Origin of the sequence: Rhodococcus sp. SGAir0479, from assembly GCF_005484805.1 — a bacterium.
In the GTDB taxonomy this organism is placed as follows: Bacteria; Actinomycetota; Actinomycetes; order Mycobacteriales; family Mycobacteriaceae; genus Prescottella.
Genome location: NZ_CP039432.1, coordinates 2,540,582 through 2,553,600 on the forward strand (window position 1 = coordinate 2,540,582; position 13,019 = coordinate 2,553,600).

A 13,019-nucleotide genomic window follows, 5' to 3' on the forward strand; every position below is an offset into this window, starting at 1 on the left:
CAGCGCAGGGTGCTAGACCACGGGCGACGCGATCGGGCCGCGGGCGGCCTCGTAGGCGGCGCCGACACGGTAGAGCCGTTCGTCCGCGAGCGCCGGTGCCATGATCTGCAGGCCCACCGGCAGACCGTCGTCGGCGGACACGCCCGACGGAACCGACATGGCGCAGTGCCCCGCCAGGTTGGTCGGGAGCGTGCACAGGTCCGAGAGGTACATCGCCAGCGGGTCGTTGACCTTCTCGCCGAGCTTCCACGGCGTGAACGGGCTGGTCGGCGAGACCAGGACGTCGACCTTCTCGTACGCGGCGGCGAAGTCCTGCGCGATGAGCGTGCGGACCTTGAGCGCGGAGCCGTAGTAGGCCTCGTAATAGCCCGAGGACAGCGCGTAGGTGCCGATCATGATGCGCCGCTTGACCTCCGGGCCGAAACCGGCGGCGCGGGTCGCGGCCATGACCTGCTCGGCGCTCATGTTGCCGTCGTCGACCCGCAGGCCGTACCGCATGGCGTCGAACCGCGCGAGATTCGACGACACCTCGCTGGGCAGGATCAGGTAGTACGAGGCCAGCGCGTAGTCGAAGTTGGGGCACGACACCTCGACGACCTCGGCTCCGAGGGCCGTGAGCTGCTCGACCGCGGCGTCGAAGGACGCGATGACGCCGGGGTGGTAGCTGTCGGAGTGCAGTTCCTTGACCACGCCGATGCGCAGACCCTTCAGGTCGCCGGACGCGCCCTGGCGGGCCGCCTCGACGACGGGGCGGACCGGCTCGTTCACGGACGTCGAGTCCCGCGGGTCGTAGCCGGCGATCACCTCGTGCAGCAGGGCCGTGTCCAGCACGGTTCGCCCGCACGGGCCGCCCTGGTCCAGCGACGACGCGCACGCGACCAGACCGAACCGCGACACGGTGCCGTAGGTGGGCTTGGTGCCCACGGTCGCGGTGACGGCGGCGGGCTGGCGGATCGAGCCACCGGTGTCGGTGCCGATCGCGAGGGGGGCCTCGAACGACGCGAGCGCGGCAGCGGAGCCGCCACCCGAACCGCCCGGGATGCGCGTGGTGTCCCACGGGTTCCGGGTGGGGCCGTACGCGGAGTTCTCGGTCGACGAACCCATCGCGAACTCGTCCATGTTGGTCTTGCCGAGGATCGGGATCCCGGCCTCACGCAGCTTGGTCGTCAGCGTCGCGTCGTACGGCGAGACCCAGTTCTCGAGGATCTTCGACGCGCACGTCGTGGGCATGTCGGTGGTGGTGAAGACGTCCTTGAGCGCGATCGGCACGCCCGCGAGCGCGGACGCCGGCTTCTCGCCGGCGGCGATCGCGGAATCGACCTCGCCGGCGGCGACGAGCGCCTGCTCGCCCGCGACGTGCAAGAACGCGTGCAGCTCGCCGTCGACCTGCCCGATCCGGTCGAGATGCGCCTGCGTGACCTCGACCGAGGAGACCTCGCGGGAGTGGATCTTCGACGCCAGCTCGGCCGCGTCGAGGCGGGTCAGATCGGTCATTCGCCCTCTCCCAGGATCTGCGGAACGGAGAACCGGTCCTCTTCGACGGCCGGGGCGCCGGACAGCGCCTGCTCCGGCGTGAGGCCGGGCACGATCACGTCGGGCCGGGTCACGTTGGTGATGGAGTGGGGGTTCGCGGTGGGCGGGACATCATCTGCCGCGACCTCCGACACCGCCTTCACGTGGCTGAGAATCGAATCCAGCTGGCCGGCGAACTCGTCGAGTTCGGCGTCGGTCAGGGCGAGCCGGGACAGCCGGGCGAGGTGGGCGACCTCGTCACGGGAGATGGCAGGCACCTTCGGTGACCCCTTTCAGGTCGAAGTGAACGTTCGCGACCAGCCTAGAGCGTGCCCGGATCGGTCGCGCAGGCCGTCACCCCAGCGCGCACACACCCGGAGTGAAAAGATGGAGGGTGGCGGGCGCCTCGACCGTGTCCCCTTCAGGTGTCGAGCCCCGCTCTCGACCGAACGGAAAGGCCACCCGTGTCCTACCTGCTCCGCGTCCAGCTGCCCGACCGGCCCGGCAGTCTCGGCGCGCTCGCCGTCGCGCTGGGATCCGTCGGTGCCGACATCCTGTCCCTGGACGTCGTCGAGCGCGGCTCGGGGTACGCGGTCGACGACCTGGTGGTCGACGTCGAGGCAGGTTCGCTCCCGGACACGCTGATCACCGCCGCGGAGAAGCTCTCCGACGTCCACGTCGACTCGATCCGCCCCTACTCGGGCATCCTCGACACCCACCGCGAGCTCGAGCTGATCGACCATGTCGCGACCGCGCGTTCGGACCGGCTGCAGGTCCTCGTCGACAACACCCCCCGCGTGCTGCGCGTGGGCTGGTGCACCGTCATGGACATCGGCCCGCACGGCGCGTACCGCGTGGTCGGAAGCCCGAGCGCACCGGAGACCCACGCGGGCGATGCACCGTGGATGCCGTTGAAGCGAGCCACCGTGCTCGACGGCGACGACGACTGGGTCCCCGGGACGTGGCGGGACATGGACACCACGCTCGCCGCGGCCCCGTTGGGAACGAGTGGCCGGGCACTGCTCCTCGGCCGCCCCGGTGGACCGGAGTTCCGCCCGTCGGAGGTGGCCCGTCTCGGTTACCTCGCCGGGATCGTCGCCACCGTGCTGGGCTGACGACGCGTCACACCAGTTCGCGCACCAGCGCGGTCAGCTCCATGCCGGGGACGGGCTCCCAGTTGCGCTCGGGGGCGGGCACGAAACCGTTGCGGTCGTAGATCCGGCGGGCGTCGACCATGTCGGACTGCGTGGAGAGGACCACGGCCCGGTCCCCGCGGTCGTAGGCGACGTCCAGCACGTGTCGCACGAGAGCCGAGCCGATGCCCTTCCCCCGGGCCGACGGGGCCACCGCGAGCATCCGGAATTCCAGCTCGCCCTTCTCGGCGACGTCCGCGAGCGGCGACTCGGGGTGCGCGATGGTCACCGAGCCCACGATCTCCTCGTCCAGGACGGCGACGACCACGTCCGCGTGTTCGGCGCGGGCCGCGGTGTCGCGCAGGTGCTCCGTGTATCCGTCTGTCTCCGATACGAAGCCGCCGCCGATGTAGACGTCGGCGGTGAGCGCTCCGACGGTCTCGTACTCGGCAGGTGTCACGGGTCGGATATCGATCATGGCGTCACTATGTCAGCCGCTCCCTGCCCCGGAAAAACCGATCCGGACGCCGCGGTGAGACTCCCGCCACACTCGCGGGCGGATCGGATCCAGGCCACGAGCGGCCGCCGGGACGACCGGCTCCCCCGCCCCGGCACCTCCGGAATCGATGCCGACCAGCGGTGACAGCCCACCCGCGGGGCCACGGACCACGGCGCCGCAGGGTGCCGATTCCGCCTGCCGGAACGCGCATCTCGACGACGCCCTGTCGTAGAAGTGGCGTTCGTCACGTAGACAAGCCGCGGGTGGCGATGTGAAAGTTCCTGTCGCGCTGCGGTTCTCCGCGAACGACTCAGACTCCGTCCGGCCCGTTCTCGAGCAGCCGCCGGAAACCCGCCTCGTCGAGGATCGGCACCCCCAGCTCCTCCGCCTTCGCGGCCTTCGAACCGGGAGCGTCCCCGATCACCACGAAGGCCGTCTTCTTCGACACCGAGCTCGCCGCCTTGCCGCCCCGAACGAGGATCGCCTCCTTCGCCTCGTCGCGGGTGAAACCCTCGAGCGACCCCGTGACGACGATGGACAGGCCCTCGAGGTTGCGCACGATCGACTCGTCGCGCTCGTCCTCCATCGTCACACCCGCCGCACGCCACTTCTCGACGATGTCGCGGTGCCAGTCGACGGAGAACCAGTCGACGACCGCGGCCGCGATCGTGCCCCCGACGCCGTCCACCGCGGCGAGTTCCTCGACGGCCGCGGTCTCGATCCGCTCGAGGCTGCCGAACGCGCCCGCGAGGGCACGCGCGGCCGTCGGCCCGACGTGCCTGATCGACAGCGCCACCAACACCCGCCACAACGGTTGCTGCTTGGCCGATCCGAGGTTGTCGAGCAATCGGCGACCGTTGGCCGACAGCTTGCCCGCCTTGGTGCGGAACAGCGGCGCCTGCAGCAGGTCGTCCTCGGTGAGCGAGAAGAGGTCGCCCTCGTCCCGGATCACGCCGGCGTGCAGCAGTGCGGTGGCGGCCTCGTACCCGAGCACCTCGATGTCGAACGCCCCGCGCCCCGCCACGTGGAACACCCTCTCCCGCAACTGCGCCGGGCACGAGCGGGTGTTGGGACAGCGGATGTCGGCGTCCCCCTCCTTCGCGGGAGCGAGCGTGGTGCCGCACTCGGGGCACTCGGTGGGCATCACGAATGCGCGCTCGGTGCCGTCGCGGACGTCGACGACCGGGCCGAGCACCTCGGGGATCACCTCGCCGGCCTTGCGGATCACCACGGTGTCGCCGATGAGCACGCCCTTGCGCTTGACCTCGGATGCGTTGTGCAGCGTCGCGAGCGACACCGTCGAACCGGCCACCAGCACCGGTTCCATGTACGCGAACGGCGTCACGCGTCCGGTGCGGCCCACGCTCACCCGGATGTCGACCAGCTTGGTGGTCGCCTCCTCGGGCGGGTATTTGTAGGCCACCGCCCAGCGCGGGGCGCGGGACGTGGCGCCCAGGCGGCGGTGCAGCGACATCTCGTCGACCTTGACCACCAGACCGTCGATCTCGTGCTCCACGTCGTGGCGGTGCTCGTCCCAGTACTGCACCTTCTCGACCACCGCGTCGGCACCGACGACCCGCGACGTGTGGCTCGACACCGGCAGCCCCCACGCTGCGAGCGCGGTGTACGCGTCGTACTGCGACGCCGGCGCGAACCCCTCTGTGCGGCCGAGTCCGTGACAGATCATGCCGAGACGCCGGCGGGCGGTCACCGCCGGATTCTTCTGCCGCAATGAGCCCGCTGCCGAATTGCGGGGATTCGCGAAGGGCGCCTTGCCCTCCTGTACGAGCGACGCATTGAGCGCCGCGAAGTCCTCGAGCCGGAAGAACACCTCGCCGCGCACCTCGAGCAGCGCCGGAATGGGGTATTCGTCACTGGGCGTGAGGGTTTCGGGAATGTCGGCGATGGTGCGCGCGTTGAGCGTCACGTCCTCGCCGGTGCGGCCGTCCCCTCGTGTCGCGGCGCGGACCAGCTTGCCGTTCTCGTACACGAGGTTGAGCGCGACGCCGTCGATCTTGACCTCGCACAGGTAGTGGAGGTCCGGGCCGGTCGCAGGAGCGGAGCCCGCGGAGCGACCATCCACTTCCGTCTCGACGCGGGCGATCCAGGTGCGCAGCTCGTCGGCGTTGAAGACGTTGTCGAGACTGAGCATTCGCTCGAGGTGGTCGACCGCCGCGAACTCGGTCGCGAACCCGCCGCCCACCAGCTGGGTGGGCGAATCCGCGGTGCGCAGATCCGGGTGCTGCTCCTCGAGCGCATTGAGCTGACCGAACAGTTGGTCGAACTCACCGTCCGAGACGATCGGCGAGTCCAGCACGTAGTAGCGGAACTGATGGTTGCGCACCACCTCGGCCAGCTCCTGCCAGCGTTCGCGATCCTCGGCGCTCGCGGGCTGCACCTCGACGTCGGGCTGACTGGTCACGGCGGTAGCGGCTTCGTTCTGGTCCACCCGGGAAGGTTATCGCAGCCTGGCGACAGTTTTCCGGCGTCGTGGACCCGTCAGCTCCGCTCGTCCGGGTCCGCGCCGTCCGCGAAGGCCCGCGTGAGCTCGTTCGCCGCGCGCAGCGCCGTCCGGGCCCATTCGGTGCTCGCCCCGGCCAGCCCGCACGCAGGCGTGACGGCGATCCGGGACGCGAGGTACTCGCGCGGGAATCCCAGACGGTCGACCATCCGGGTCGCGGGCTCGGCTAGGTCGCGCCAGCCGGGTGTGCGCTCGGGTGCGATGGCCGGCACGAGACCGAGAGCCAGGTCGACGCCGCCGTCGAGCAACTCGCCCACGCCGTCGAGGTCGGCGGTGCGCAGCGCGCCGACGTCGAACCCGACCATCGCGGCGCCGCTGCGCCGCAGCAGCGCCCACGGGACGTCGGCCGCACAGCAGTGCACGAGTACCGGCGCCGCGATCGTCGCGATCGCGGTCTGCAGTACGTGGAGCGCCTCCGGCTCGGGCATCGCCGGCGGGGCCTGCAGGATCGACACGCCCGGCAACGACCCGGCCAGCACCGCCGGCAGCGCCGGCTCGTCGAGCTGGACCACGACCGGCGAGCCCGTGCGGTCGGCGACGTCCCCGGCGTGCGCAGCGATCCCCTCGGCCAGGGAGTCGGACAGATCCCGCAGGGCACCGCGATCGGTGAGGACCCGGTGCCCACCGAACAGCTCGGCCTGCGACGCGAGTGTCAGCGGGCCGACGGCCTGCACCTTCACCGGCTGGTCGGTGCCGCGGCGTCCCGCCAGCTCCCAGGCCTCCTCGAACGCGTCGAGGTCCCGCGCGAGCAGGTCCCGCGCCGTGCGGGTCGCGGCCCCCACGCGCTGCGCCAGCCGGTAGCCGGTGGTGGAGGTGTCGAGCGGCATGTCGATCAGCAGAGCCGCGGCGCGCCCGATCAGGTCGGCGCCGAGTCCCCGGCCCGGCAATTCCACCAGGTGTGGCAGCGCCGGCAACTCTCCCACGACGATCCCGGCGGCCGCGCGGGGATCGGTACCGGGCCAGGATCCGACGCCCGTCGCCACACCGACGGGGATCCGGGCGTCCGTCACGGTCGGTCCGAGGAGGTGCCCGCGATGGTGCCGCTGCCGATCACGATGTCGCCGCCGGCGTCCGGCCGGTACAGCACGACGGCCTGCCCCTTCGCGACCCCCGTGAGCGGCTCGGACAGCTGGACCACGAGGTGCCCGTCGTGGGACTGCTCCGCCACCGCCCGCGCCGTGCCGCCGTGCGCCCGCACCTGCACGACACACTCGATCGGGCCGGCCGGCGCCTGCCCGGACGTCCAGACGGGACGGTCGGCGGTGATGGTCCAGACCTCGAGGCGGGTGGCCGAGCCGACCCGCACGGTGCCTGTCTCGGGTTCGATCGCGGTCACGTACCGCGGCCGACCGTCCGCCGCCGGGCCCTGCACGCCGAGACCCTTGCGCTGGCCGATCGTGAACCCGTGCACACCCTCGTGTTCGGCCAGCACCTCGCCGGTGTCGGCGTCGACGACCGCGCCCGGCCGGATACCGATCTTTGCGCCCAGGAAGGCGCGGGTGTCCCCCGACGGGATGAAGCAGATGTCGTGGCTGTCGGGCTTGTTCGCGACCGCCAGACCGCGTTCCGCGGCCTCCGCGCGGATCAAATCCTTGGGGGTGTCGCCCACCGGGAACATCGCCCGCGAGAGCTGCTCGGCGGTCAGCACCGCGAGCACGTACGACTGGTCCTTGTCAGCGTCCACGGCGCGGCGGAGGACCCCGTCGTCGAGGCGTGCGTAGTGACCGGTCGCGACGGCGTCGAAGCCCAGCGCGTAGGCCCGCTCGGCGAGCGCGGCGAACTTGATCTTCTCGTTGCAGCGCAGGCACGGATTGGGGGTCTCGCCGGCCGCGTAGGACTCGACGAAGTCGTCGATCACGTCCTCCTTGAAGCGGTCCGCGAAATCCCAGACGTAGAAGGGAATCCCGAGGACGTCGGCGGCCCGCTTGGCGTCACCGGCGTCCTCCTTGGAACAGCAACCGCGCGAGCCCGTGCGGAGGGTTCCCGGCGCCGTCGAGAGCGCCAGGTGCACGCCGACGACGTCGTGGCCTGCCGCCACCGCCCGTGCCGCCGCGACCGCGGAGTCCACTCCGCCGCTCATCGCTGCCAGAACTCGCATCTACCGATTCCCTCCTCGCGCGCCTGCACTCGCCATCCCGGCGGCTCGGGCCCGCTCGATCACCTGCGGCAGCACCGACAGCAGCGTCTCGACGTCTCGCTCGGTGGAGTTGTGCCCCAACGAGAACCGCAGCGATCCGCGGGCCACCACCGGGTCGACTCCCATGGCCGTCAGCACGTGGCTCGCGCTCGCGACTCCGGCGGTGCACGCCGAACCCGTCGAACATTCGACGCCCGCGACGTCGAGCAGCATCAACAGCGAATCGCCCTCGCAGCCGGGGAAGGTGAAGTGTGCGTTGCCCGGCAGCCGGCCGGAACCGGCGGGACCGTTGAGGACCGCGTCGGGCGCGATGTCGCGGACGCCGTCGATCAGGCGGTCACGGAGCGCGGTCAACTCGGCGCCGCGCGTGTCCATCTCCGCCGCCGTGATGCGCAGCGCCGACGCGAGCCCCACGATGGAGGCGGTGTCCTGCGTGCCCGACCGCAGGTCGCGCTCGTGCCCGCCACCGTGCGACAGCGGCACACACGGGACCTGCCGTCCCAGCAGCAGCGCTCCCACACCCTGCGGACCGCCCAGTTTGTGGCCGGCGACGCTCAGCGCGGACAGGCCGCTGGCGGCGAAGTCGATCGGCAGATGGGCAGCGGCCTGCACCGCGTCGGAGTGGATCGGCACGCCGTGTTCGGCCGCGACGGCCGCAATCTCCCGGATCGGGTTGATCGTGCCGGTCTCGTTGTTGGCCCACATGACGGTCACGAGCGCGGTTTCGTCGGCGTGCACGGCCAGTTCGGCGCGCACGACCTCGGGATCCACCGCACCGGTCGCATCCACCGGCAACCACGTCACCTGCGCACCCTCGTGGGCGACGAGCCACTCGACGCTGTCGAGGACGGCGTGGTGCTCAACCGCGCTCGCGAGGATGCGGGTACGCCGCGGATCGGCGTCGCGGCGCGCCCAGAAGATGCCCTTGACGGCCAGGTTGTCGCTCTCGGTGCCGCCGGAGGTGAAGATCACCTCGGACGGCCGGGCGCCGAGGCACGCGGCGATGGCTTCACGGGATTCCTCGATCCGCCGTCGGGCCGCACGACCCGATCCGTGTAACGACGAGGCGTTTCCCACCGAGGCGAAGACCTCGGTCATCGCCTCGATCGTGGCCGGATACATGGGCGTGGTCGCGGCGTGGTCGAGGTAGACCGCTGAGCTGTGGGCAGGCGAGATCATGGCTCGTCAAGGATAGCCCTTCGGTCGGAAGCGGCATGTCGGCGGAGAGCCGATTCCGCGTCACGCGACGTGTGCGCGGCGCGATACCCGCAGGACGGCGAGCACTCGCCGGGAGTCCCGGTCGGCCGTGCGGCGCACGTGCCGTTCACATCGGACCGCGAGCGCACGGCGGCACGTCCCCGGTTCCTGCCGTGGTCCCACGGTCACGACGGCGCGCAGCCCACGCGCCCGCAGCACGCGGCGCATCGACGACCCGATGCCCTCGTCGCCGACGAAACTGGGGCCGGTCGTCCGCGCCCCGGTCGCGTCGACGTACTCGATCGACACCGGAACGACGGGGCGCCCGGCATCGATCGCCGCCTGGAACAGCGCCGGCCGGAACCTGCCGAAGGCCGTCCCGCACCACGTGGTGCCCTCCGGAAACGCGAGGACGGTCTCACCCGCCGCGAGGCGGTCCCGGACCGTCGCGACCGTGTCCGGCAAGCTCCGCAGCCGGTCGCGCTCGATCGGGATGACGCCCGCTCGCCGCGCGACGCCTCCCAGCAGCGGCCACGAGATCAGGTCGGCGCGCGCCACGAACCGGCCGGGCTGCACCGCCGCGAGGACCAGGACGTCGAGCCACGAGACGTGTCCGGCGACCACGAGCGCTCCCCCGTCCGTGTCGAGCCGTCCGGAGACCGCGAACCGAATGCCGATGCCCCGCAAGGCGGCGCGCGCGAGCGAACGGTGCACCACCGTGCGCGGGCGCGGCGGAAGCAGACGCACCGCGGGCAGCAGCAGCGAACACGACGTCACGAGGACGAGGGCCGACCACCGTCGCGTCACGGCCCACCGCGACACCCCGTCACCGTCGGCGGGCAGGCAGCCGCCACCGCACGGGCTCGTCGGCTGCCACGGATGACTCACGCGGCCGCCTCAAGGGTCGCCGACGCCCGCCGCAGCCGGTCGAGGTAGCGGGTGTCGGCGGCGTGCAGGCTCTGCAGGGCCACGAAGTCGGCCACGCCGAAATCCGGATCGTGCGCCGGTTCGCCGCAGATCCGTGCGCCCAACCGCAGGTAGCCGCGCAGCAGTGGCGGCACCTGCGCACGTGCGGGCGCCTCGATGTCGTCGAGTGCTCGGCCGTCGACGCGGACGGGCCGCAGCGGGACCGCCCATCGGGACCGGTCCGCCGCGTGCCGGTCCAGCAGGAAGTCCCGCACGGCACGCACATTCGCACCGATGGCCGCGTCGGGGCCGTCCTGCATGGGCACCGAGACGCAGCCCATGACGGTGTCGTGTCCGGTGAGCTGCAGGTAGTGCAGGATGCCGGACCACATCAGCCCCAGCACCGAACCCGACCGGTGCGCGGCCTCGACGCACGCACGGCCCATCTCGACGACGCGGCCCGCGGCGGGATCGAGCGCCGTCAGATCGAACTCGGTCGCGGTGTAGTACCCGCCGGCCGCGCGGGCCCCGTCCGGCGGGAGCATGCGATAGCAGCCGACGAACTCGGTGGTGGCGTTGTCGCGGATCAGCAAGTGGTCGCAGAAGTCGTCGAACCGGTCGGCGTCGCGACCATCCGGGGAGACGGGGATCACGAAGCCCGGTTCGGTGGAGAAGACGCGATACCGCAGCCGCTGCGCGGCCTCACGGTGCTCGCGGTCGGAGGAGATGACGAGTGAGTAGCGGGACCCGGAGGTCACCGGCGCGGAGTAGACGGTCTCGACAGCCGACGAAGTTGTCATGCCAGTGGTCTATCGACCCCGAACGGCGTTCCGGCGTCGGCTTCGTGTCGCACCGGTGCAGGTCCGGTGAACTGTCGCGGCGCGCGCGAATCGGTCTGCCGCGCGCTCGATTGCGCGCGCGGGAGACGAATTCGCGCGCAGCGCCCTGTGGATGCTCCCGAGAGTTGTCCACAGATCACCATCGGCACCACCGAACGCCCCCTGCCGGCCGCGACGATGAGGACATGACCGAACCGAAACCCACCGTGCTGCGGCGACGCGACGCCCTCGCTCGCGGGTACACCGACGGCGAACTCCGCACGCTCTGCCGCAGCGGCGGGTGGGACAGGTTGCGCCCGGGCAGCTATCTGTCGCCCGGAGTGCAGGCAACGCTCGACGCGGCCGCTCGGCACCGCGCGTTGGTCGAGGCGACGCTGCCGGGGCTCGGTCGCGACGCCGTGGTCAGTCACCAGTCCGCGGCCGTGCTGCACGGGTTGGCGCTGTGGCGAATTCCACTCGACCGCGTCCACGTCACCCGGGAGCGCACCGGCGGCGGCCGCCGCACCCGGCACCTGCACTCGCACAGCGCACCGCTGCCGGCAGGCGATGTCGTCGAGCTGGACGGCATTCGCGTGACGGCCGTCGCACGCACCGTCGCAGACCTGTGCCGCACAGCACCGTTCGAGCAGGCCGTCGTCGTCGGAGATTCGGCGTCGGCGAACGGTCTGTCCCGCGCTGCGATCGGAGATGCTCTCGCGTACGCAGCGGGTCGGCCCGGTCATCCGGCCGCACGGCGGGCGCTCGCGTTCGTCGACGGCCGCAGCGAGAGCGTGGGCGAATCCCGCAGCCGGGTGGCGCTCGCTGCGCTCGAACTGCCGGCGCCGGACCTCCAGGCGTCGCTGCTCGACGCGGACGGCCTTCTGCTGGGACGGGTGGATTTCCTGTTCGCGGCCGCGGGCGTGGTCGGCGAGTTCGACGGAAAGGTCAAGTACGGCAAGCACCTGCGCCCCGGCCAGGATCCGGGCGATGCGGTGTTCGCCGAGAAGACGCGCGAGGACCGGATCCGCGACGCCGGTTGGGAGGTGGCCCGGTGGACGTGGCGTGACCTCGACCGGCCGGATGTGATCGGGCAGCGGATTCGCCGGGCGATGCAGCGCAGCGGCGGTCGGCCGCGACCGCTCGGCGCGGTGCTGCGCGCGAATTGACCTGCCGCGCGCTCGATTACCCGCGCAGGGAACGAATTCGCGCGCGGCCCCGCACGCGCGGCCGCGACCCGACAGACGCGACCCGACAGACGCGACCCCGACAGACGCGAAACCCCCGCCACCGCAATGGTGACGGGGGTTTCGCGAACCCGAGGCGGGTGTCAGCCCTTGCGAGCCTTGACGGCCTCGGTGAGCTGCGGTGCGACGTTGAAGAGGTCGCCCACGACGCCGAAGTCCGCGATCTCGAAGATCGGAGCCTCTTCGTCCTTGTTGACCGCGACGATGGTCTTCGAGGTCTGCATGCCGGCGCGGTGCTGGATGGCGCCCGAGATGCCGAGCGCGATGTACAGCTGCGGCGAGACCGTCTTGCCGGTCTGACCGACCTGGAACTGGCCCGGGTAGTAGCCCGAGTCGACGGCGGCACGCGAGGCGCCGACAGCGGCACCGAGCGAGTCGGCGAGCTCCTCGACGACCGAGAACTTGTCGGCGGAACCGACGCCACGACCACCGGAGACGACGACCGACGCCTCGGTGAGCTCCGGACGGTCTCCACCGACGATCGGATCCCGCGAGACGACCTTGACGGCGCCCTCGTCCTGCGCCGGAACCTCGACGACGACCTGCTCGCCGGCAGCGGCCTGCGGCTCCGCGTCGACGGCACCCGGACGAACCGTGATGACCGGAACCTCGCCGTTGGCCTTGGCCTCGACGGTGTACGCGCCACCGAAGATCGAGTGGACGGCGCTGCCGTCGGCCTTGACCTCGATGACGTCGGTCAGCAGGCCCGAGCCGATGCGGGCCGCCAGGCGACCGGCGACCTCCTTGCCCTCGACGCTGGCGGCCAGGACGACGGCGGCCGGGCTGGCGGTCTCCACCAGGCCGGCGAGGACGTCGACCTTGGGGGTCACGAGGTAGCCGTCGACGTCGTCGGACTCGGCGACGTAGATCTTCGCGGCGCCGGCGGCGGCCAGCGCGTCGGCCAGCTTGCCCGCGGTGCCGGCCGGGCCGGTGACGACCGCGGACGGCTCACCGAGGACGCGGGCGGCGGTGAGGAGTTCGGTGGTGACCTTCTTGAGCGCACCCTCGGCGTGCTCGACGAGCACCAGTACTTCTGCCATTGCTTACTTCTC

The 13,019-nt window shown here is 71.6% G+C and carries 12 protein-coding genes; 2 read left to right on the top strand and 10 right to left on the bottom strand.

Features of this window, described 5'->3' with window-relative positions; genetic code table 11:
• Positions 1-12: 12 nt before the first annotated feature.
• Together gatA and gatC are read right to left on the bottom strand one after the other, a co-directional pair.
• On the bottom strand, positions 13-1,494 hold the full coding sequence (gatA, locus tag E7742_RS11895) for an Asp-tRNA(Asn)/Glu-tRNA(Gln) amidotransferase subunit GatA (RefSeq protein ID WP_137799135.1): 1,482 nt from the start codon (positions 1,492-1,494) through the stop codon (positions 13-15).
• Positions 1,491-1,790, bottom strand: a complete 300-nt coding sequence (gatC, locus tag E7742_RS11900; protein ID WP_137799136.1) for an Asp-tRNA(Asn)/Glu-tRNA(Gln) amidotransferase subunit GatC — start codon at positions 1,788-1,790, stop codon at positions 1,491-1,493. The genes gatA and gatC overlap by 4 nt, the downstream gene beginning before the upstream one ends.
• 186 nt (positions 1,791-1,976) lie before the next feature.
• Between gatC and E7742_RS11905 the strand changes: the two genes are divergently transcribed.
• Positions 1,977-2,627 carry an amino acid-binding protein gene (locus E7742_RS11905; RefSeq protein ID WP_137799137.1) on the top strand — a complete coding sequence of 217 codons (651 nt, stop codon included), beginning with the start codon at positions 1,977-1,979 and terminating at the stop codon, positions 2,625-2,627.
• Between the two features lie 7 nt (positions 2,628-2,634).
• On the opposite strand, the gene E7742_RS11910 is transcribed toward E7742_RS11905, so the two are convergent.
• The 7 genes from E7742_RS11910 to E7742_RS11940 form a co-directional block, all read right to left on the bottom strand.
• Entirely contained in the window at positions 2,635-3,123 is a 489-nt protein-coding gene (locus E7742_RS11910) for a GNAT family N-acetyltransferase (RefSeq protein ID WP_137799138.1), read from the bottom strand.
• 331 nt (positions 3,124-3,454) lie between these two features.
• Entirely contained in the window at positions 3,455-5,542 is a 2,088-nt protein-coding gene (gene ligA / locus E7742_RS11915) for an NAD-dependent DNA ligase LigA (protein WP_137801170.1), read from the bottom strand.
• 101 nt (positions 5,543-5,643) lie between these two features.
• Positions 5,644-6,675, bottom strand: coding sequence for a methionine synthase (locus tag E7742_RS11920; protein ID WP_137799139.1), 1,032 nt, complete (start codon positions 6,673-6,675; stop codon positions 5,644-5,646).
• Positions 6,672-7,763 carry a tRNA 2-thiouridine(34) synthase MnmA gene (mnmA, locus tag E7742_RS11925; RefSeq protein WP_137799140.1) on the bottom strand — a complete coding sequence of 364 codons (1,092 nt, stop codon included), beginning with the start codon at positions 7,761-7,763 and terminating at the stop codon, positions 6,672-6,674. The genes E7742_RS11920 and mnmA overlap by 4 nt, the downstream gene beginning before the upstream one ends.
• A complete protein-coding gene (locus E7742_RS11930; protein ID WP_137799141.1) occupies positions 7,764-8,981 on the bottom strand; it encodes a cysteine desulfurase family protein in 1,218 nt (405 codons plus the stop codon).
• 60 nt (positions 8,982-9,041) lie between these two features.
• The gene (locus E7742_RS11935; RefSeq protein ID WP_217497507.1) at positions 9,042-9,887 is read right to left on the bottom strand and encodes a lysophospholipid acyltransferase family protein; all 846 of its coding nucleotides are present in this window, start codon (positions 9,885-9,887) and stop codon (positions 9,042-9,044) included.
• A complete protein-coding gene (locus E7742_RS11940; RefSeq protein ID WP_137799142.1) occupies positions 9,884-10,705 on the bottom strand; it encodes a GNAT family N-acetyltransferase in 822 nt (273 codons plus the stop codon). Before E7742_RS11940 ends, E7742_RS11935 begins: the two co-directional genes overlap by 4 nt.
• A 224-nt stretch (positions 10,706-10,929) precedes the next feature.
• On the opposite strand from E7742_RS11940, the gene E7742_RS11945 reads away from it, so the two are divergent.
• Positions 10,930-11,889, top strand: a complete 960-nt coding sequence (locus tag E7742_RS11945; protein ID WP_137799143.1) for a hypothetical protein — start codon at positions 10,930-10,932, stop codon at positions 11,887-11,889.
• A 161-nt stretch (positions 11,890-12,050) separates the two neighbouring features.
• Here the strand turns inward: E7742_RS11945 and E7742_RS11950 are convergent, their stop codons facing one another.
• Positions 12,051-13,007, bottom strand: coding sequence for an electron transfer flavoprotein subunit alpha/FixB family protein (locus tag E7742_RS11950; protein WP_137799144.1), 957 nt, complete (start codon positions 13,005-13,007; stop codon positions 12,051-12,053).
• Between the last annotated feature and the right edge of the window lie 12 nt (positions 13,008-13,019).